Here is a 20081-nt window from a genome sequence, read left to right as displayed (position 1 = left end):
CGCCCTGCTTAGTTGTGAGCGTGCAGCGCTTCGTTCAGTTCGATGGCCGATTTGTGGGTTTTGCACTCCACGGCACCGGTTTCCGAGTTGCGGCGGAACAACAGGTCGGTCTGGCCGGCCAGTTCGCGCGCCTTGACCACTTTGACCAGCTGGTTGTTCTCGTCCAGCAGGGCCACTTTGGTGCCGGCGGTCACGTACAGGCCGGACTCGACGGTGTTGCGGTCGCCCAACGGGATACCGATACCGGCGTTGGCGCCGATCAGGCAGCCTTCGCCCACCTTGATCACGATGTTGCCGCCGCCCGACAGGGTGCCCATGGTGGAGCAACCGCCGCCCAGGTCCGAACCCTTGCCGACGAACACGCCAGCGGAGACGCGGCCTTCGATCATGCCCGGGCCTTCGGTGCCGGCGTTGAAGTTGACGAACCCTTCATGCATCACGGTGGTGCCTTCGCCCACGTAGGCGCCCAGGCGGATACGGGCGGCGTCAGCGATGCGCACGCCGGCCGGTACCACGTAGTCGGTCATTTTCGGGAACTTGTCGACCGAGAACACTTCCAGCAACTCGCCCCGCAGGCGGGCTTCGAGTTGATGTTCGGCCAGTTCGCTCAAGTCGATGGCGCCCTGGCTGGTCCAGGCAACGTTCGGCAGCAGCGGGAAAATGCCCGTCAGGTTCAGGCCGTGAGGCTTGACCAGGCGATGGGACAGCAGGTGCAGCTTGAGGTAGGCCTCGGGGGTGGAACTCAACGGGGCATCTTCGGCCAGCAGCGTGGCGACCAGTGGCTTGTGGCTTTCTGCCAGGCGGGTCAGCAGGGCGGCCTGGGTCGCGTCGACGCCCTTGAGGGCTTCGGCCAGTTGCGAGGCTTGGGCGGTGCTGAACGCGATGGCCTGATTGCCTTCGGTGTAGCCCAGGATCGGGGCAATGGCGGCAACTACTTCAGCCGAAGGCTTGAGCACGGGAGCGGCGTAGAACACTTCCAGCCATGCGCCTTGACGATTCTGGGTGCCAACACCGAAGGCCAGGCTGAACAGGGTAGTGGACATGCAATTACCTCTTACGAAATTGAACGGGCGGGCTTACTTGAGCGCTGCCGCGTAGATATCTGGCTTGAAGCCAATCAGGGTTCGGTCACCGAGATCGAGCACCGGGCGCTTGATCATCGACGGTTGTGCGAGCATCAGTTCGATCGCTTTCGCCTGGTCGAGATCGGCTTTGCATTCGTCATCGAGTTTGCGAAAGGTCGTGCCTGCACGGTTGAGCACCACCTGCCAGCCGTGCTCGTTGCACCACTGGGTCAGGTGTTCACGGTCGATTCCGGCCGTTTTGTAATCATGAAAATCAAAGCTGACAGCGTGTTCATCGAGCCAGGTGCGCGCCTTTTTCATGGTGTCGCAGGCTTTGATGCCGAAAAGGTGCAACGTTTTGCTTGAAACGGTCAAGGAATTGCCCCCCTTTGGAGGTGCTGGAGATAAAAAGGTGAAGGATTATGCCATGACCGGGCGGGTTCGGCGTCGACCGGGACCCGGCATTGAGCGATTGTGCGACAGGTTGCCCGATCAGGTGCGACCTTTGTGCAAGGGCCAACCCCAAGTCTAAGCGTCTAATATGGCACTTCGACGGCAACTTGTTGCCTGATGTGTGCTGTTGCACGTCGACTGATCGGGGCTGCCGCGCGATGCAAACTGCTTATACCGTCCTCATCCTGCTGATGCTGGTGAGCCTCTCGCGCTTGGTGGGACGGGTGATTCCACTGCCTTTGCCGTTGGTGCAAATCGCCGCGGGTGCCTTGCTCGCCTGGCCGACACTGGGTTTGCATGTGGCACTCGACCCTGAGCTGTTTCTCTTTCTGTTCCTGCCACCGTTGCTGTTTTCCGATGGCTGGCGGATGCCCAAGCGCGAACTGTGGAAGCTGCGCGGGCCGATCCTGACCCTGGCGGTGGGGCTGGTGTTGTTCACCGTGGTAGGGGCCGGCTACTTCATTCATTGGTTGTTGCCGAGCATTCCGCTGGCAGTGGCCTTTGCGTTGGCGGCGGTGCTGTCACCGACCGACGCCGTGGCGGTGTCGGCGATTTCCCAGAACCGGTTGCCCCGGCCCTTGATGCACATGTTGCAGGGTGAGGCGTTGATGAATGACGCCACCGGCCTGGTGACTTTCAAGTTTGCCCTGGTGGCGGCCATTACCGGGGCGTTCTCATTGGCCAATGCCAGCCTGGCGTTTGTGCTGGTGGCCATTGGCGGCCTGTTGGTGGGCGTGTCCCTGAGCTGGCTGGTGGGGCGCTTGCGAGCCTGGATGATTGCCCGTGGCTGGGACGATCCGGCCACCCATGTGGTGTTCATGTTGCTGCTGCCGTTTGCCGCCTATGTGTTGGCCGAGCGCCTGGGCGTCTCGGGCATCCTGTCGGCGGTGGCGGCGGGGATGATGCAGAGCTGGCTCGACCTGCTGCCCCGCCAGACCAGCACCCGTTTGCTGAACCGCAGTGTCTGGTCGCTGCTGGAGTTTGCCTTCAATGGTTTGATCTTCCTGTTGCTGGGCCTGCAGCTACCGGACATCGCCAAGGCGGTGGTCAGTCACGAGCCCTCGCTTTGGCCGACGTTGCTTTATCGGGTGCTGGATGTGCTGGCGATCTTTGTGGTGCTGCTGGTGCTGCGTTTTGTCTGGGTGCAGAGCATCTGGCGGTTGTCCGGGTGGCTGCGTCGCTGGCGTGGCAAGGGCGAGCTGACGCTGGTGCCTACCGCGCGTTCCTGCTGGCTGTTGACCTTGGGCGGCGTTCGCGGTGCCGTCACCCTGGCGGGTGTCATGTCCATCCCCTTGCTGATCGGCGACGCGGCGTTCCCCGAGCGGGACCTGCTGATCTTCATTGCCGCCGGGGTGATTCTGTTGTCACTGGTCGCCGCGTGCATTGCCTTGCCACTGTTGCTGCGGGACATCCCGATCAGTCCGGATGAAAAGCGCCAGCATGAGGTGCGCGAGGCCTGGCGCAAAACCTGCGAAGCGGCGATTCATGCGCTGGAAGAGGAGGTGCTGGCAGAGTCCGCCAATCCCCAGGATGCGGCCCAAGCCGCGTTGGCCGCAGAGTTGAAGGCGCGGATCATGTCCGAGTATCGACATCAGCTGGAAGTGTTCAACGATTCGGCCGAGGCCCAGGCGCTGGCGTTTCAGATGGACTTGCTGGAGCGGCGTCTGCGGGTGAAGGCACTGCGGGCCCAGCGTCTTGAGTTGTACACGCTCAGCCGTCATCACCAGATCGGTGATGACGTGTTGCGTGAGGTGCTGGCGGATCTGGACCTCAGTGAGGCCAATCTGGGGCCGGTGAAGTGAGGCACGGGTCCGAAGGGGCGCGTGCCTGCCGCCAGGATGTCGCTTATGTGCGGCGCTGGATGAACGCGCGAATCCGCTCTGCCGCCTCGACGCATTCGGCCAGCGGCGCAACCAGTGCCATGCGCACACGCCCGGCGCCCGGGTTGACGCCGTCGACCTCACGGGACAGATAAGAGCCAGGCACGACGGTCACGTGCTCTTCGACGAACAGGTCGCGGCAGAACGCCGCGTCGTCGCCCGCAACGCTCGGCCACAGGTAGAAACTGCCATCCGGACGCTGCACGTCCATGACCGGGCCGAGGATCTCCAGCACCGCATCGAACTTCTCGCGGTACAGCGTACGGTTGGCGCGCACATGGACTTCGTCATTCCATGCCGCAACGCTGGCCAGCTGGGTCTGAACCGGCATGGCGCAGCCATGGTAGGTGCGGTACAGCAGGAAACCCTTGAGGATCTCGGCATCCCCTGCCACGAAGCCCGAGCGCAGGCCCGGCAGGTTGGAGCGCTTGGACAGGCTATGGAACACCACGCAGCGCTTGAAGTCCTGGCGGCCCAGTTGCGCACAGGCACTGAGCAGGCCTGGCGGGGGTGTCTGCTCGTCGAAGTAGAGTTCGCTGTAGCACTCGTCGGCCGCGATCACGAAGTCGTGCTCGTCGGCCAGGGCGATCAGCTTTTTCAGGGTGTCGAGGGGGATCAGCGCACCGGTCGGGTTGCCTGGTGAGCACAGGAACAGGATCTGGCAGCGTTTCCAGATGTCCGGTGAGACGGCATCGAAATCCGGGTTGAAGCCGTTTTCGTCCAGGCACGGCAGGTAGTGGGGCTTGGCACCGGCGAGGAACGCCGCGCCTTCATAGATCTGGTAGAACGGGTTCGGGCTGACCACCAGCGCGTCGTCACCCCGGTTGACCACGGTCTGGGTGAAGGCGAACAGTGCTTCGCGGGTGCCGTTGACGGGCAGCACGTTGCGGGCCGGATCGATCCAGCCTGCGGGCACGTTGAACCGACGCTCGCACCAGGCCGCAATGGCTTCGCGCAGGGCGGGAACACCCAGGGTCGTGGGGTAGACGGCCATCTGGTCCAGGTTGCTGGCCAGGGCTTCGGCGACAAAGCTCGGCGAGCGGTGTTTCGGCTCGCCGATGGACAGGGCGATAGGGCGCTTGTCCGGGTTGGGCGTCACCGCACCGAGCAGGGCGCGCAGTTTTTCGAACGGGTAGGGCTGGAGTTGGTTCAGAGCGTTGTTCATCGGTGCGCAGGTCTCACTCAAAGCGGTTAAATCATGTCGCGCGTCAGATGCTGATGCGCGACAGTTCGATTGAAGGTTGCGGGCTGACGCTCAGTTGTTCGACGATCGCATCCTGCAAGCGGCTGCACAGCTGTGGGTCGGACAATGGGTGGTTGTCGGCGTCGGTGATGAAGAACACGTCTTCGACCCGTTCGCCGAGGGTGGCAATCTTGGCGTTCTGCAGCGACAGGTCGAACTCGAGGAAGATTCGTCCGATTCGCGCGAGCAGGCCAGGGCGGTCCGGTGCGCTGAGTTCGAGCACGGTGACCGGGCGCTGGGCATCGTTGTGGATCGTCACTTGTGGTGCGAACGCAAAATGCTTGAGCTGGCGTGGCACCCGACGCTGGATGATGGTCGGGTAGTTGTCCGGGTTGCGCAGGGCTTCGGTCAGGCCGTCACGGATCTGTTTGACCCGTGCAGGGTTGTCGCCGATCGAATCGCCGTCGGTGTCGAGCACGATGTAGGTGTCGAGGGTGAACTGGCTGCTGGAGGTGATGACCCGTGCATCGTGAATGTTCAGGTTGAGCTGGTCCATCGCGGCCACGGTCACGGCGAAGAAGTCGTGCTGGTCGGGGGCATAGATGAAAATCTGCGTGCCACCCTCGAACTCCCGTTGGGTGGTCTCCTTGATCAGCACCAGCGGGCCGCCATCGGCCGGTTGCTGGAGGATCGCGTCCGAGTGCCAGGCCACGTCGCCGGCGGTGTGACGCAGGAAATAGTCATCGCCCAGTTGCGACCAGAGCTGCTCGACGTCGTCCGGGTCGGTGCCGCCGCGCACCAGAATGTCCAGGGCCGCGCTTTGGGTCTGGCGAATCTGCTCCTCGCGGTCCACCGGGTTCTCCAGGCCGCGACGCAAGGCGCGCTTGGTCTCGGTGTAGAGTTGGCGCAGCAGGCTGGCGCGCCAGGAGTTCCACAAGGTCGGGTTGGTGGCGTTGATGTCCGCGACGGTCAGCACGTAGAGGTAGTTGAGACGGGTCTCGTCGCCGACGATCTGCGCGAAGTCATGGATCACCTGCGGGTCGGACAGGTCCTTGCGCTGGGCCGTGGTCGACATGACCAGGTGGTTTTGCACCAGCCAGACAATCAGCCGGCTGTCCCAGGTCGGCAATTGATGGCGCTGGCAGAAGGCTTCGGCGTCGACGGCGCCAATATCCGAATGGTCGCCATGGCGCCCCTTGCCGATGTCGTGATAGAGCCCGGCGAGGTAGATCAGTTCAGGCTTGGGCAGCTTGCCCATGAGCTTGCTGGCCAGCGGGAATTTCTCGGACACCTGGGTGTACTGTAGCTTACGCAAGTGCTTGATCAGGTTCAGGGTGTGAGCGTCGACCGTATAGATGTGGAACAGGTCGTGCTGCATTTGCCCGACGATGAAGCCGAACTCCGGCAGGTAGCGTCCAAGAATGCCGTAACGGTTCATCCGCCTGAGGTTTCGGTGGATGCCGATCTTGCACTTGAACAGTTCGATGAACAGGCTGGTGTTGCGAATGTCGTGGCGGAAGTCGTCATCGATCAGGTGACGGTGCTCCCTTAGCAGGCGAATGGTGTCGGCGCGCACACCCTTGATTTCCGGCTGCTGGGCCATCAGCACGAAGATCTCCAGCATGGCAAACGGCGTGCGCTTGAACACGTTGTCGTTGATGGCTTCAATATAGCCGTCATGCAACTGGAAGCGAGAGTTGATCGGCTGCGCCGGCGCTTCGTCTTCCGGGGCGAGGATGATCTCCTCGAAGTGCTGGATGATCAGGTCGCTGAGCTGGGCAATGCTCATCACCACCCGGTAGTACTGCTGCATGAAGTTTTCGATGGCGTGCTTCGCGTCGTCCCCGGCAAAACCCAGCAAGCCGGCGATCGAGCGCTGGTGATCGAACAGCAGGCGGTCCTCGGCACGGCCGGCCAACATGTGCAGGGCATAGCGGACTTTCCACAGGAATTCCTGGGAGGACGCCAGCAGGGCGTTTTCGCTTTCCACCAGGAAGCCTTCGCCCGCCAGTGCGCGCAGGTTCAGCGTGCCGTACTGGCGGCGCGCTACCCACAGAATCGTCTGGATATCCCGCAGGCCACCAGGCGAGCCCTTGACGTTGGGTTCCAGGTTGTATTCGGTGTCGTTGTATTTGTGGTGGCGTGCCTTCTGTTCGGCACGCTTGGCCAGGAAGAACTCCTTGGCCGGCCACATGTGTTCGGTGCTGGTGACGTCGAGCATCCGCTGGCGCAAGCGCTCGGGACCCGCAACGGTGCGGCTTTCCATCAGGTTGGTGACCACCGTCAGGTCGGCGCGGGCTTCTTCGGCGCATTCGTCCACCGAGCGAACGCTCTGGCCGACTTCCAGGCCGATGTCCCATAGCAGCGTCAGAAAGCGCTCGATGGAGTCACGGAAGACTTCGTGGTCGGCGCTGTCGAGCAGGATCAGCAAATCGATATCGGAGTAGGGGTGCAGCTCGCCGCGACCGTAGCCGCCGACCGCGACCAGCGCGATGTCGGCGTCAGCGTTCCAGTCGAACTGCTCCCAGGCCTTTTGCAGGATGTTGTCGACGAACCAGGCTCGGTCCTCGATCAGGCGGCGGATATCCCGGCCACTGCGAAAGCGCCCGTCGAGCACCTCGCGCGCTTGGCGGATCGCCTTCTTGAAGGCTGCGATCGGGCTCGCCTTCAGGGCCAGTTCAGCCTGGAACTGGCCGCGGTCGAAGAGTTCTGGATCCACCTGCGGCATCGATTGGCTTTCCTTTCTATCTATATAGGCTCAGGACGGCAGGTCAGGCTGAAACGCGCGCGATGGTGTCATCGCCGCGCAGGGTGAAGATTTCGTAGCCGGTTTCCGTCACGAGCAGGGTGTGCTCCCATTGGGCGGAAAGCTTGCGGTCCTTGGTGATCGCGGTCCAGCCGTCGCCCAGCACCTTGGTGTCGGCCTTGCCCTGGTTGATCATCGGCTCGATGGTGAAGGTCATGCCAGCCTTCAGTTCCATGCCGGTGCCGGCGCGGCCGTAGTGCAGGATCTGCGGCTCTTCGTGGAACACCTTGCCGATACCGTGGCCGCAGAACTCGCGGACGACGGAGAAACCGTTCTTTTCCGCGTGCTTCTGGATCACTTCGCCGATATCGCCCAGGCGGCAGCCCGGCTTGACCAGTTCGATGGCCTTGTACATGCATTCCTGGGTGACTTTCGACAGTCGTTCGGCCCAGACCGGTACGTTGCCGACGTGGAACATGCGGCTGGTGTCGCCGTGGTAGCCGTCCTTGATCACGGTGACGTCGATGTTCAGCGTGTCGCCGTCCTTCAGGGCCTTCTCGTTCGGGATGCCGTGGCAGACCACGTGGTTGATCGAGGTGCAGATCGACTTCGGAAAGCCCTTGTAGTTGAGCGGGGCAGGGATGGCCTTCTGCTCATTGACGATGTAATCGTGGCAGATGCGATCGAGTTCTTCGGTGGTGATCCCCGGCTTGACGTAGTCGGCAATCATTTCCAGCACGTCGGCGGCAAGTTTGCCGGCGATGCGCATTTTTGCGATGTCCTCTGGGGTTTTGAGGGTGACGGTCATACAGGCTCTCTCTACGCTCAGTGGCGCTTTCAATTCGGAATGGGCTCGGCGTGATATGGCTCGCGGCCCTGAAAAAGGCAATTCTAACAGACGCCCGGGGCAAATCTGCGCTTGCGGCATCGCTTCTCCTTATAGAATGGCGCATTCTTGGAGGATTCCAAGGGCTGGAACAACCGCGCTGACCTGGTTTTGAGAATCCGGGTTCCGTTTTCAGCCTTGCTGTGGTATAAAATGCGCCGCTTTCCGGGGATGCCCCGAAAGGCTTAAATCCACACACGTGTCGACACGATGACCTGGGTGCCTTCAGCTGAAGCTGCTGGTTGGTCATTGGGATACGTGGAGGCCAAACCCGACTTATTAAGGAACTATCATGTCCCAAGTCAACATGCGCGATATGCTGAAGGCCGGTGTGCACTTCGGTCACCAGACCCGTTACTGGAACCCGAAAATGGGTAAGTACATTTTCGGCGCGCGTAACAAGATTCACATCATCAACCTTGAAAAAACCCTGCCAATGTTCAACGAAGCTCTGACTTTCGTAGAGCGTCTGGCCCAGGGCAAAAACAAGATTCTGTTCGTCGGCACCAAGCGTTCCGCTGGCAAGATCGTTGCTGAAGAAGCAGCACGTTGCGGTTCGCCGTACGTCGATCACCGCTGGTTGGGCGGCATGCTGACCAACTTCAAGACCATCCGTGCTTCCATCAAGCGTCTGCGTGACCTTGAAGTGCAAGCCGAAGACGGTACTTTCGCCAAGCTGACCAAGAAAGAAGCGCTGATGCGCACTCGTGACCTGGAAAAGCTCGATCGTTCCCTGGGTGGTATCAAGGACATGGGCGGTCTGCCTGACGCACTGTTCGTTATCGACGTTGATCACGAGCGCATCGCGATCACCGAAGCCAACAAGCTGGGCATCCCGGTTATCGGCGTAGTCGATACCAACAGCAGCCCGGAAGGCGTTGACTACATCATCCCAGGCAACGATGACGCAATCCGCGCTATCCAGCTGTACATGGGTTCGATGGCTGACGCTGTTATCCGTGGTCGCAACCACGTTGCTGGCGGCACCGAGCAGTTCGTTGAAGAAGCTCCGGTAGCAGCAGCTGAGTAATTGACGCCTTGGCGTTGACTCAGTAAGCAAAAAGGGGGCTTGGCCCCCTTTTTGCCACCTCGAAAACCATTTGTCGGCGCCCACTGCTCTATCTGTAATGTGCGGCAGCTAACAAGGGTGGTTCGGGAAGAATTGAACGCCCGTTCGATCGGGTGGAATGGTTGATAACCTATCCAAGAGGAATTTTGAAATGGCAGAGATTACTGCAGCGTTGGTCAAAGAACTGCGCGAGCGTACCGGCGAAGGCATGATGGACTGCAAGAAAGCCTTGACCAAGGCTGGCGGCGACATCGAAAAAGCCATTGATGACATGCGTGCTTCGGGCGCCATCAAGGCTGCCAAGAAAGCGGGCAACGTGGCTGCTGAAGGTGCTATCGCTCTGAAGGAAGACGGTAAATCCGCCGTTCTGCTGGAAGTGAACTCGCAGACCGACTTCCTGGCCCTGCAGGACGACTTCAAGGCATTTGTTGCTGCAAGCGTTGAAAAAGCGTTCGCCGACAAGCTGGCTGACGTTGCTCCGCTGATCGAAGCTCAAGAAGCTGATCGCCTGGTACTGGTCGGCAAGGTTGGCGAAAACGTCAACATCCGTCGTCTGGCACGCGTTGAAGGTGACGTTGTCGGTGGTTACCTGCACGGCAACAAGATCGGTGTTGCAGTTGTCCTGAAAGGCGGCGACGTTGAGCTGGCCAAGGACATCGCTATGCACGTAGCGGCCACTAACCCTGAATTCCTGCTGCCATCGGAAGTTTCCGCTGAAGCGGTCGAGCGCGAGAAAGGCGTGTTCCTGACGCTGAACGCTGACAAGATCGCCGGCAAGCCGGAAAACATCGTTGAGAACATGATCAAAGGCCGTATCAGCAAGTTCCTGGCCGAAGCCAGCCTGGTTGAGCAGGCGTTCGTCAAGAACCCTGAAATCAAGGTCGGTGACCTGGCCAAGAAAGCCGGTGCTGAAATCGTTTCTTTCACCTACTTCAAAGTAGGCGAAGGCATCGAGAAGCCAGTGGACAACTTCGCTGAAGAAGTTGCTGCCCAACTGGCTGCCGCCAAGTCGTAAGACGGTTTTTTAACTGTCGCCCTGAAGAGGCTGCCCGCTCACGCGCGCAGCCTCTTTTCAGATGGGGATGCCGATTTATTTGGTTTCTCGTTGGAACTGGCTTACAAAGCCGTGTTCCGATGGCGCTGTGATAGCGTCAAGCTAGAGTGAACGCAGGCTGCAAACAGCCCGCAAAGAATTTTTTAAAATACGCCGCAGGAGAGATTCGCAATGGCTCAGCAGGGCAGTGGTTATCAGGCTCGCTATAAACGCATTCTACTCAAGCTTAGCGGCGAGGCCCTGATGGGCTCCGAAGAGTTCGGGATCGACCCCAAGGTGCTGGACCGCATGGCGCTGGAAGTCGGCCAACTGGTCGGTATCGGCGTTCAGGTTGGCCTGGTCATTGGCGGTGGCAACCTGTTCCGCGGCGCGGCACTGAGTGCGGCCGGCATGGATCGGGTCACCGGCGACCACATGGGCATGCTGGCCACTGTGATGAACGCCCTGGCCATGCGCGACGCGCTGGAACGTGCCAATATCTCGGCCATCGTGATGTCGGCTATTTCCATGGTGGGCGTAACCGATCACTATGATCGCCGCAAAGCCATGCGTCACCTGAACTCCAAGGACGTGGTGATCTTCGCTGCCGGTACTGGCAATCCGTTCTTCACGACCGACTCGGCAGCGTGTCTGCGAGCGATCGAGATCGATGCCGACGTGGTACTGAAAGCGACCAAGGTTGACGGTGTGTACACCGCAGACCCATTCAAGGACCCGCATGCCGAGAAGTTCGATCATCTGACCTACGATGAAGTGCTGGATCGCAAGCTGGGCGTGATGGATCTGACGGCAATCTGCCTGTGCCGCGACCACAAGATGCCGCTGCGCGTATTTAACATGAACAAGCCCGGCGCCCTGCTGAATATCGTGCATGGTGGCGCTGAAGGGACCCTGATCGAGGAAGGCCAGCAATGATCAACGAAATCAAGAAAGACGCTCAAGAGCGTATGCAGAAATCCCTGGAGTCTCTGGCCCATGCTTTTGGCCAGATTCGTACCGGCAAGGCACACCCGAGCATCCTGGGTAGCGTGATGGTGCCTTACTACGGTTCGGACACTCCTTTGAGCGGCGTGGCCAACGTCACCGTGAAGGACTCTCGTACCCTGCAGGTCGTGGCTTTTGAGCGCAACATGCTCGCAGCGGTCGACAAGGCAATCCAGAGTGCTGGTCTCAACCTCAATCCAACGAACCTCGGTGAGTTGCTGTTGATCTCCATGCCAGCCCTGACCGAGGAGACCCGCAAGGGCTTCACCAAGCAAGCGCGTAGCGCAGCGGAAGATGCTCGTGTCGCCGTGCGTAATATTCGCCGTGACGCACTGGGTGATCTGAAGAAGCTGGTCAAGGATAAGGAGATCAGCGAAGACGAAGAGCGTCGTGCTGCTGCGGACATCCAGAAGCTGACCGATAAGGCTGAGGCTGATATCGACGCGGCCACCAAGCAAAAAGAAGCGGATTTGATGGCCGTATAAGGGTCGCGCTTTCATGGAAAAGACCAAGCAGCCTGTGCTGTCCACGGTGCCGCGTCACGTCGCGATCATCATGGATGGCAATAATCGCTGGGCAAAAAAACGTTTCTTGCCCGGCGTTGCCGGGCACAAGGCGGGTGTCGATGCGGTGCGCGCCGTTATCGAGGTGTGCGCTGAGTCGGGTGTCGAGGTCCTGACCCTGTTCGCGTTCTCCAGTGAAAACTGGCAGCGCCCGGCCGATGAGGTCAGCGCCTTGATGGATCTGTTTTTCAAGGCGTTGCGTCGCGAGGCCAAGCGCCTCAACGATAACAACATCGCCTTGCGCATCATCGGTGATCGTTCGCGCTTTCATCCGGAGCTTCAGGCTGCCATGCGCGAGGCCGAGGCGATGACGGCGGGTGCCAATCGCTTTGTCCTGCAGATCGCGGCCAACTACGGTGGGCAGTGGGATATCGCCCAGGCCGCACAGCGCCTGGCGCGGGAAGTCCAGGCCGGTCACTTGCGTCCCGAGGACATCACGCCCGAGTTGCTGCAGACCTGCCTGTCCACGGGAGATCTGCCGTTGCCGGACTTGTGCATTCGTACCGGCGGCGAGCACCGCATTAGCAACTTCCTGTTGTGGCAGCTGGCCTACGCCGAGTTGTATTTCTCCGACCTGTTCTGGCCGGACTTCAAACACGAAGCCATGCGCAATGCGCTGGTCGATTTCGCCTCTCGTCAGCGTCGCTTCGGTAAAACGAGCGAGCAGGTCGAAGCTGGAGCCCGGGTTTAATGCTTAAACAACGAATCATCACGGCACTGATCCTGCTGCCCATCGCCTTGTGCGGTTTTTTCCTGCTTGAAGGTTCCGGCTTTGCGCTGTTCATCGGCCTGGTCGTGACCCTCGGTGCCTGGGAGTGGGCGCGCCTGGCGGGTTTCACCGAGCAGCCGATCCGTGTGGCCTATGCGGCAGTGGTGGCGGCGATCCTGTTTGTCATGCACCTGGTGCCGGGCCTGGCGCCTTGGGTGCTGGGAGCGGCCGTGCTGTGGTGGGCGGTAGCGACTTTCCTGGTGCTGACCTATCCCGGGACCAGCGAGCATTGGGCCAGTGCGGCCTGCAAGCTGGTGATTGGCTTGTTGATCCTGTTGCCGGCCTGGCAGGGTTTGATCCTGATCAAGCAGCAGCCGTTGGGCAACTGGCTGATCATGGCGGTCATGGTACTGGTCTGGGGCGCTGACATTGGCGCGTACTTCTCCGGCCGGGCTTTTGGCAAGCGCAAGCTTGCGCCACAGGTCAGCCCGGGCAAGAGCTGGGAGGGTGTGTACGGTGGTTTGCTGCTGAGTCTGGTCATCACCCTGGTCGTAGGGCTGGTGCGCGACTGGACGCTCGGTGAGATGCTCATGGGCTTGATCGGTGCCGCCGTCATTGTCTTCATTTCGGTGGTCGGTGATTTGACCGAAAGCATGTTCAAGCGCCAGTCGGGGATCAAGGACAGCAGTAACCTGCTGCCTGGCCATGGTGGGATCCTGGATCGCATCGACAGCCTGACGGCGGCGATTCCCGTGTTTGCGGTGTTGCTGTGGATGGCGGCACCGTGAGCCGTCCACAACAGATTACCGTCCTGGGGGCGACCGGTTCCATCGGCTTGAGCACCCTGGATGTGATTGCCCGTCATCCAGAGCGCTATCAGGCTTTCGCCCTGAGCGGCTTCTCTCGCCTGAATGAGCTGCTGGCGTTGTGCATTCGTCATGTGCCGCGCTTTGCCGTTGTCCCTGATCCCGTGGCTGCTCGCGGCCTTCAGGAAGTGCTGAAGGCTGCCGGCCTGCCGACGCGGGTGCTGGTGGGGGAGGAGGGGTTGTGCCAGGTGGCCTCCGACGCCGAAGTCGATGCGGTGATGGCGGCTATTGTCGGCGCGGCGGGCCTGCGTCCGACGCTGGCGGCGGTCGAGGCGGGCAAGAAGATCCTGCTGGCCAACAAGGAGGCGCTGGTGATGTCCGGCGCCCTGTTCATGCAGGCCGTGCACAAGAGTGGGTCAGTGCTGCTGCCCATCGATAGCGAGCACAACGCAATCTTTCAGTGCATGCCTGCCGATTTTTCCCGCGGGCTCGGCGCTGTCGGGGTTCGGCGGATATTGCTGACCGCTTCTGGCGGCCCGTTCCGGCAAACCTCCATGGCTGAATTGGCGCATGTGACGCCTCAGCAGGCCTGCGCTCATCCCAACTGGTCGATGGGGCGCAAGATTTCGGTCGATTCGGCCAGCATGATGAACAAGGGCCTGGAGCTGATCGAGGCCTGCTGGTTGTTCGATGCCCGGCCGTCGCAGGTCGAAGTGGTGATCCACCCGCAAAGCGTGATTCATTCGTTGGTCGACTACGTTGACGGTTCGGTGCTGGCGCAATTGGGTAATCCGGATATGCGCACGCCCATCGCCAATGCGCTGGCATGGCCTGAGCGGATTGACTCCGGTGTCGCGCCGCTCGACCTGTTTGCCATTGCGCGCCTGGATTTCCAGGCGCCCGACGAGGTGCGTTTCCCGTGCTTGCGTCTGGCGCGTCAGGCAGCGGAGGCGGGAAACAGCGCCCCGGCCACGCTCAATGCCGCCAATGAAGTGGCGGTTGCAGCCTTTCTGGACGGGCGTGTCCGTTACCTTGAGATCGCGAGTATCATTGAAGAGGTGTTGAACCTTGAGCCTGTTGTGCCGGTCGATGATCTCGACGCGGTGTTCACGGCGGACGCCAGGGCTCGGCTGCTGGCCGAGCGTTGGTTGAGTCGTCACGGGCGATAAGTGTTGCCGCGCGGTTGCTCGCGGCGGCGCTGAATAGGATTGCGGAGAAAGTAGATGAGCGCGCTCTATATGATTGTCGGCACCCTGGTGGCCTTGGGCGTGCTGGTCACCTTTCACGAATTTGGCCATTTCTGGGTCGCGCGTCGCTGTGGCGTCAAGGTGCTGCGTTTCTCCGTGGGCTTCGGCATGCCGTTGCTGCGCTGGCATGATCGGCGTGGCACCGAGTTCGTGATCGCCGCCATCCCCTTGGGTGGCTACGTGAAAATGCTCGATGAGCGTGAAGGCGAAGTACCGGCCGATCAGCTTGATCAGTCCTTCAATCGCAAATCCGTCCGTCAGCGCATTGCCATCGTTGCGGCCGGCCCTATCGCCAACTTCCTGTTGGCCTTCGTGTTCTTCTGGGGCCTGGCGATGCTGGGCAGCGAGCAGGTGCGCCCGGTCATCGGTGGTGTCGAGGCCGGCAGCATTGCCGCCAAGGCCGGCTTGGTTCCGGGGCAGGAAATCACGGCCATCGACGGTGAGGCGACGTCGGGGTGGGCGGACGTCAATTTGCAGTTGGTCCGGCGCCTGGGTGAAAGCGGGACCGTTCACCTGCTGGTGCGAGAGCAGGGCTCCAGCGCCGACTCGCCTCGTGAACTGGTGCTGGATCAATGGCTCAAGGGTACCGATGAGCCTGATCCTATTCGCTCGCTCGGTATTCGTCCGTGGCGTCCGGCCTTGCCGCCGGTGTTGGCTGAGCTCGATCCAAAAGGGCCGGCGCAGGCCGCTGGCTTGAAAAGCGGAGACCGCCTGCTGGCGCTGGATGGCCAGACGTTGAGCGACTGGCAGCAAGTGGTGGATCAGGTTCGTGTACGTCCTGGTACCAAGATTGTGCTGCGCATCGAGCGTGACGCTGCTCAAATCGACGTCCCCGTCACCCTGGCGAAGCGCGGCGATGCGAAAGCAGCCAGTGGTTACCTGGGTGCAGGGGTGAAAGCTGTCGAATGGCCATCAGAGATGGTCCGTGAAGTCAGCTTCGGTCCTGTCGCGGCCATTGGCGAAGGTGCGCGACGCACCTGGACCATGAGTGTGCTGACCCTCGATTCGCTGAAGAAAATGTTGTTCGGTGAGCTCTCGGTAAAAAACTTGAGTGGACCGATAACCATTGCTAAAGTGGCGGGCGCTTCTGCCCAGTCGGGTGTTGCTGATTTCCTGAATTTCCTTGCTTATCTGAGTATTAGCCTGGGGGTTCTGAATTTGTTGCCCATTCCTGTACTGGATGGGGGGCATTTGTTGTTTTATCTGATCGAGTGGGCGCGTGGTCGTCCCTTGTCGGATCGGGTGCAAGGTTGGGGGATGCAGATCGGTATCAGTTTGGTGATCGGGGTGATGTTGCTTGCTCTGGTCAACGATCTGGGTCGACTGTAACGCTTCGCTGAATTGCGAATCTGCCGCATTTTGCGGCAGTTTGTTTATTGCCAGTTGGAATAAGAAAGGACTTCATGAAACGTCTGCTGCTAACTGCGGTTTTCACCGTATTGATGATCGCCGAAGTTCACGCCGAGTCCTTCACTATCTCCGATATTCGCGTCAACGGCCTCCAGCGGGTATCCGCGGGTAGCGTCTTTGGTGCCTTGCCGTTGAACGTCGGTGACCAGGCGGACGATCGTCGCCTGGTGGAATCTACTCGTGCGTTGTTCAAAACCGGTTTCTTTCAGGATATCCAGCTGGGTCGTGATGGCAATGTCCTGGTCATCACGGTAGTCGAGCGCCCGTCGGTTGCCAGTATCGAGATCGAAGGCAACAAGGCGATCTCCACTGAAGACTTGATGAAAGGCCTCAAGCAGTCCGGCCTGGCTGAAGGCGAGATCTTCCAGCGCGCGACCCTTGAAGGGGTGCGTAACGAACTGCAGCGTCAGTACGTAGCCCAGGGTCGCTACTCGGCGACCGTCGATACCGAAGTCGTTCCCCAGCCACGCAACCGCGTTGGCCTCAAGGTCAATATCAACGAAGGCACCGTTGCCGCGATCCAGCACATCAACGTGGTGGGTAACACGGTATTTGCCGACGAAGACCTGATCGACCTGTTCGAACTCAGGACCACCAACTGGTTGTCGTTCTTCAAGAACGACGACAAGTACGCGCGTGAAAAACTGTCGGGTGACCTGGAACGTCTGCGTTCCTACTACCTGGACCGTGGCTATATCAACATGGATATCGCCTCGACCCAGGTGTCCATCACCCCGGATAAAAAACACGTCTACATCACCGTCAACGTCAACGAAGGCCAGAAGTACAACGTTCGTGACGTGAAACTCAGCGGTGACCTGAAAGTCCCTGAAGACCAGGTCAAGGCGCTGTTGCTGGTGCAAAAAGGCCAGGTGTTCTCGCGCAAGCTGATGACCACCACCTCCGACCTGATCACCCGTCGCCTGGGTAACGAGGGCTATACCTTCGCCAACGTCAACGGTGTGCCTCAGCCCCATGACGACGATCACACGGTCGACATCACCTTTGTGGTCGATCCTGGCAAGCGCGCTTACGTGAACCGTATCAACTTCCGTGGCAACACCAAGTCGGAAGACGAAGTGCTGCGTCGTGAAATGCGTCAGATGGAAGGTGGCTGGGCTTCGACCTACCTGATCGACCAGTCCAAGGTCCGCCTGGAGCGCCTGGGCTTCTTCAAGGAAGTCAACGTCGAGACGCCGGCCGTGCCGGGTGTCGATGACCAGGTTGACGTGAACTACAGCGTTGAAGAGCAGGCGTCCGGCTCCATTACCGCCAGCGTCGGTTTTGCCCAGAGCGCCGGTCTGATCCTGGGTGGCTCGATCACGCAGAACAACTTCCTGGGTACGGGTAACAAGGTCAGCGTCGGCTTGACCCGCAGTGAATACCAGAGCAGCTACAACTTCGGTTATGTGGACCCCTACTGGACGGCCGATGGCGTGAGCCTGGGCTACAACGCGTTCTATCGCACCACCGACTACGATGAACTCGATACTGACGTTTCCAGCTATTCGGTTGACAGCATGGGTGCCGGTGTCAGCGTCGGTTATCCGATCAGCGAGACGTCGCGCCTGACCTTTGGTCTGACCGCGCAGCAGGACGAGATCCAGACCGGCCAGTACACTGTCGACGAAATTTTCGACTTCGTGAACCGTGAAGGCGACAAGTACCTGAACTTCAAGGCGTCGGCCGGCTGGTCCGAATCGACACTGAACAAAGGCGTATTGGCAACCCGTGGTCACTCCCAGAGCGTGACCGTGGAAGCGACCACGCCGGGTAGCGACCTGTCGTTCTTCAAGCTCGATTACCGTGGCCAGTTGTTCCAGCCGCTGACTGACACCTACACCATGCGTTTCCACACCGAACTGGGTTACGGTGACGGCTACGGTTCGACCGATGGCTTGCCATTCTACGAAAACTACTATGCTGGTGGCTTCAACTCGGTTCGCGGCTTCAAGGACAGCAGCCTGGGTCCTCGCAGTACGCCGAGTCGTGGGGCTAACGGTCCGAACGGTGCAGGTGGCGGTACGGGTAACCCGGGTACAATCTACGACCCGGACCAGGATCCACTGCCGTTCGGTGGTAACGTCCTGATCCAGGGTGGTGCGGAGCTGTTGTTCCCGATGCCATTCGTCAAGGACCAGCGTTCGCTGCGTACTTCCGTGTTCTGGGACGTGGGTAACGTATTCGACTCCAAGTGCGAGCAGGCGATCAACACCAATGGCACGAAGTCCAACACACAGTGCGAAGACGTCAGCCTGAGCAACCTGGCCAGTTCCGTGGGTGTCGGCGTGACCTGGGTTACCGCATTGGGTCCGTTGAGCTTTGCTCTGGCCATGCCGGTGAAGAAGCCTGACGACGCTGAGACTCAAGTGTTCCAATTCTCCCTCGGTCAGACGTTCTAAGCGTCTGTCCCAAGATAACGACAATGGATTTTGTAGGAGTGCATCGTGCGTAAGTTGACTCAATTGGTTCTCCTGGCAACTGTCCTGGTAGCAACCCCGGCATTTGCCGAGATGAAAATCGCAGTACTGAACTACCAGATGGCCCTGCTGGAGTCTGACGCGGCGAAGAAGTACGCCGTGGATGCCGAGAAGAAGTTCGGCCCGCAGCTGTCCAAGCTCAAGACCCTGGAAAGCAGTGCCAAAGGCATCCAGGATCGTCTGGTGAGCGGTGGCGACAAGATGGCCCAGGGCGAGCGTGAGCGCCTTGAGCTGGAATTCAAGCAAAAGGCCCGCGACTTCCAGTTCCAGTCCAAGGAATTGAACGAAGCCAAAGCCGTTGCCGACCGTGAAATGCTGAAGCAGCTCAAGCCGAAACTGGACAGCGCTGTGGAAGAAGTCATCAAGAAAGGTGCTTTTGACCTGGTCTTCGAGCGTGGCGCAGTGATTGATGTCAAGCCTCAGTACGACATCACGCGCCAGGTTATCGAGCGCATGAATCAGCTGAAGTAATCCATGACAGTGACTAAAAAGCTCGGCCAGTTAGCCGAGTTCCTTGGCGCCACCCTTCGTGGCGACCCGGAAAGAGACATTACTGGGCTGGCCACTTTGCAAGAGGCTGGCCCAGCTCAGTTGAGCTTTCTGGCAAACCCCCAATACCGTAAATACCTGGCCGACAGCCAGGCCGCAGCCGTGTTGCTGAAGGCCGCTGACGCCGAAGGGTTTGCCGGGGATGCGCTGGTCGTGCCTGACCCCTATGCCGCCTATGCGCGGGTTTCCCACCTGTTTGATCCCAAGCCCAAGTCGGCAGCCGGTATTCACCCGACAGCGGTGATTGCGGCGGATGCGGTGGTTGATCCGGCCGCGAGTGTTGGCCCTTTTGTCGTGATCGAGAGCGGGGCACGCATTGCTGCCGGGGTGACCCTTGGCGCGCATTGCTTCGTCGGCGCTCGCAGCGAGATCGGTGAGGGTGGCTGGCTGGCACCGCGGGTGACGCTGTACCACGACGTGCGCATCGGCAAGCGTGTGGTCATACAGTCCGGTGCGGTACTGGGCGGCGAAGGTTTCGGTTTTGCCAACGAGAAAGGCATCTGGCAGAAAATCGCCCAGGTCGGTGGTGTGTCGATCGGTGACGACGTGGAGATTGGCGTAAATACCGCTATCGACCGCGGTGCGTTGGCTGACACCATCATCGGCAACGGTGTGAAGCTGGATAACCAGATTCAGATCGCCCACAACGTACAGGTCGGTGATCACACCGCCATGGCCGCGTGCGTGGGGATTTCCGGCAGTACCAAAATCGGCAAGCATTGCATGCTGGCTGGCGGTGTCGGCCTGGTTGGACATATCGATATCTGCGACAACGTATTCCTGACCGGCATGACCATGGTCACCCATTCGATCACCGAACCGGGTGCCTATTCGTCCGGTACCGCCATGCAACCGGCTGCCGAGTGGCGCAAAAGCGCGGCACGCATCCGTCAGCTCGATGACATCGCGCGACGCCTGCGACAGCTGGAAAAGCACGTAGGGGAAGTGACCCCTGGCGGCAATGCTTCATCAGATGGCTGATACCATTTCCACATCAA

The 20081-nt window shown here is 60.2% G+C and carries 17 protein-coding genes; 12 read left to right on the top strand and 5 right to left on the bottom strand.

The window, feature by feature from the left end; all coding sequences use genetic code 11:
- Positions 1-8: 8 nt before the first annotated feature.
- Together dapD and CKW25_RS02680 are read right to left on the bottom strand one after the other, a co-directional pair.
- Positions 9-1043 carry a 2,3,4,5-tetrahydropyridine-2,6-dicarboxylate N-succinyltransferase gene (gene dapD / locus CKW25_RS02685; RefSeq protein ID WP_095077487.1) on the bottom strand — a complete coding sequence of 345 codons (1035 nt, stop codon included), beginning with the start codon at positions 1041-1043 and terminating at the stop codon, positions 9-11.
- A 33-nt stretch (positions 1044-1076) separates the two neighbouring features.
- A complete protein-coding gene (locus tag CKW25_RS02680) occupies positions 1077-1385 on the bottom strand; it encodes an arsenate reductase (protein ID WP_371854642.1) in 309 nt (102 codons plus the stop codon).
- Positions 1386-1675: 290 nt separating this feature from the next.
- Here CKW25_RS02680 and CKW25_RS02675 point away from each other — a divergent pair, with 290 nt between their 5' ends.
- On the top strand, positions 1676-3319 hold the full coding sequence (locus CKW25_RS02675; protein ID WP_095077485.1) for a Na+/H+ antiporter: 1644 nt from the start codon (positions 1676-1678) through the stop codon (positions 3317-3319).
- A gap of 43 nt (positions 3320-3362) precedes the next feature.
- Here the strand turns inward: CKW25_RS02675 and dapC are convergent, their stop codons facing one another.
- Genes dapC through map form a run of 3 tightly spaced genes read right to left on the bottom strand, consistent with a single transcriptional unit; the run spans position 3363 to position 8134 of the window.
- Positions 3363-4562, bottom strand: coding sequence for a succinyldiaminopimelate transaminase (dapC, locus tag CKW25_RS02670; protein ID WP_095077484.1), 1200 nt, complete (start codon positions 4560-4562; stop codon positions 3363-3365).
- Positions 4563-4605: 43 nt separating this feature from the next.
- On the bottom strand, positions 4606-7308 hold the full coding sequence (locus CKW25_RS02665) for a [protein-PII] uridylyltransferase (RefSeq protein WP_095077483.1): 2703 nt from the start codon (positions 7306-7308) through the stop codon (positions 4606-4608).
- Between the two features lie 43 nt (positions 7309-7351).
- Complete coding sequence (gene map / locus CKW25_RS02660) at positions 7352-8134, bottom strand: type I methionyl aminopeptidase (RefSeq protein ID WP_095077482.1); 783 nt, start codon at positions 8132-8134, stop codon at positions 7352-7354.
- A gap of 370 nt (positions 8135-8504) precedes the next feature.
- On the opposite strand from map, the gene rpsB reads away from it, so the two are divergent.
- The 11 genes from rpsB to lpxD all read left to right on the top strand — a co-directional run bounded on the left by rpsB (position 8505) and on the right by lpxD (position 20064).
- The gene (gene rpsB / locus CKW25_RS02655) at positions 8505-9242 is read left to right on the top strand and encodes a 30S ribosomal protein S2 (protein ID WP_003219330.1); all 738 of its coding nucleotides are present in this window, start codon (positions 8505-8507) and stop codon (positions 9240-9242) included.
- A gap of 190 nt (positions 9243-9432) precedes the next feature.
- On the top strand, positions 9433-10296 hold the full coding sequence (gene tsf, locus CKW25_RS02650; RefSeq protein ID WP_095077481.1) for a translation elongation factor Ts: 864 nt from the start codon (positions 9433-9435) through the stop codon (positions 10294-10296).
- 210 nt (positions 10297-10506) lie between these two features.
- Positions 10507-11250, top strand: coding sequence for a UMP kinase (gene pyrH, locus CKW25_RS02645; RefSeq protein WP_095077480.1), 744 nt, complete (start codon positions 10507-10509; stop codon positions 11248-11250).
- Positions 11247-11804 carry a ribosome recycling factor gene (frr, locus tag CKW25_RS02640; protein WP_095077479.1) on the top strand — a complete coding sequence of 186 codons (558 nt, stop codon included), beginning with the start codon at positions 11247-11249 and terminating at the stop codon, positions 11802-11804. Before pyrH ends, frr begins: the two co-directional genes overlap by 4 nt.
- A gap of 13 nt (positions 11805-11817) precedes the next feature.
- Entirely contained in the window at positions 11818-12573 is a 756-nt protein-coding gene (uppS, locus tag CKW25_RS02635; protein WP_095077478.1) for a polyprenyl diphosphate synthase, read from the top strand.
- Entirely contained in the window at positions 12573-13379 is an 807-nt protein-coding gene (locus CKW25_RS02630; protein WP_095077477.1) for a phosphatidate cytidylyltransferase, read from the top strand. Before uppS ends, CKW25_RS02630 begins: the two co-directional genes overlap by 1 nt.
- Positions 13376-14566: a 1-deoxy-D-xylulose-5-phosphate reductoisomerase gene (gene ispC / locus CKW25_RS02625; RefSeq protein WP_095077917.1), complete on the top strand. Its 1191-nt coding sequence runs from the start codon at positions 13376-13378 to the stop codon at positions 14564-14566. The genes CKW25_RS02630 and ispC overlap by 4 nt, the downstream gene beginning before the upstream one ends.
- A gap of 54 nt (positions 14567-14620) precedes the next feature.
- Positions 14621-15973, top strand: coding sequence for a sigma E protease regulator RseP (gene rseP, locus CKW25_RS02620; protein WP_095077476.1), 1353 nt, complete (start codon positions 14621-14623; stop codon positions 15971-15973).
- Between the two features lie 74 nt (positions 15974-16047).
- On the top strand, positions 16048-18456 hold the full coding sequence (gene bamA, locus CKW25_RS02615; protein WP_095077475.1) for an outer membrane protein assembly factor BamA: 2409 nt from the start codon (positions 16048-16050) through the stop codon (positions 18454-18456).
- 45 nt (positions 18457-18501) lie between these two features.
- Positions 18502-19005 carry an OmpH family outer membrane protein gene (locus CKW25_RS02610; protein WP_095077474.1) on the top strand — a complete coding sequence of 168 codons (504 nt, stop codon included), beginning with the start codon at positions 18502-18504 and terminating at the stop codon, positions 19003-19005.
- Positions 19006-19008: 3 nt separating this feature from the next.
- Positions 19009-20064, top strand: a complete 1056-nt coding sequence (gene lpxD / locus CKW25_RS02605) for a UDP-3-O-(3-hydroxymyristoyl)glucosamine N-acyltransferase (RefSeq protein ID WP_095077473.1) — start codon at positions 19009-19011, stop codon at positions 20062-20064.
- Positions 20065-20081: the final 17 nt, after the last annotated feature.

Origin of the sequence: Pseudomonas sp. Irchel s3h17, assembly GCF_900187505.1 — a bacterium.
Taxonomy (GTDB): Bacteria; Pseudomonadota; Gammaproteobacteria; order Pseudomonadales; family Pseudomonadaceae; genus Aquipseudomonas.
This window is presented reverse-complemented; position numbering and strand designations above follow the sequence as displayed.

Excerpts from the sequence above, each read along its gene's own strand:
- lpxD (WP_095077473.1), top strand. The coding sequence starts at position 19,009 with ATGACAGTGACTAAAAAGCTCGGCCAGTTAGCCGAGTTCCTTGGCGCC.
- map (WP_095077482.1), bottom strand. The coding sequence starts at position 8,134 with ATGACCGTCACCCTCAAAACCCCAGAGGACATCGCAAAAATGCGCATC.
- tsf (WP_095077481.1), top strand. The coding sequence starts at position 9,433 with ATGGCAGAGATTACTGCAGCGTTGGTCAAAGAACTGCGCGAGCGTACC.
- frr (WP_095077479.1), top strand. The coding sequence starts at position 11,247 with ATGATCAACGAAATCAAGAAAGACGCTCAAGAGCGTATGCAGAAATCC.
- CKW25_RS02680 (WP_371854642.1), bottom strand. The coding sequence starts at position 1,385 with ATGAAAAAGGCGCGCACCTGGCTCGATGAACACGCTGTCAGCTTTGAT.
- rpsB (WP_003219330.1), top strand. The coding sequence starts at position 8,505 with ATGTCCCAAGTCAACATGCGCGATATGCTGAAGGCCGGTGTGCACTTC.
- dapC (WP_095077484.1), bottom strand. The coding sequence starts at position 4,562 with ATGAACAACGCTCTGAACCAACTCCAGCCCTACCCGTTCGAAAAACTG.
- uppS (WP_095077478.1), top strand. The coding sequence starts at position 11,818 with ATGGAAAAGACCAAGCAGCCTGTGCTGTCCACGGTGCCGCGTCACGTC.
- CKW25_RS02665 (WP_095077483.1), bottom strand. The coding sequence starts at position 7,308 with ATGCCGCAGGTGGATCCAGAACTCTTCGACCGCGGCCAGTTCCAGGCT.
- CKW25_RS02630 (WP_095077477.1), top strand. The coding sequence starts at position 12,573 with ATGCTTAAACAACGAATCATCACGGCACTGATCCTGCTGCCCATCGCC.
- bamA (WP_095077475.1), top strand. The coding sequence starts at position 16,048 with ATGAAACGTCTGCTGCTAACTGCGGTTTTCACCGTATTGATGATCGCC.
- rseP (WP_095077476.1), top strand. The coding sequence starts at position 14,621 with ATGAGCGCGCTCTATATGATTGTCGGCACCCTGGTGGCCTTGGGCGTG.
- dapD (WP_095077487.1), bottom strand. The coding sequence starts at position 1,043 with ATGTCCACTACCCTGTTCAGCCTGGCCTTCGGTGTTGGCACCCAGAAT.
- pyrH (WP_095077480.1), top strand. The coding sequence starts at position 10,507 with ATGGCTCAGCAGGGCAGTGGTTATCAGGCTCGCTATAAACGCATTCTA.
- CKW25_RS02675 (WP_095077485.1), top strand. The coding sequence starts at position 1,676 with ATGCAAACTGCTTATACCGTCCTCATCCTGCTGATGCTGGTGAGCCTC.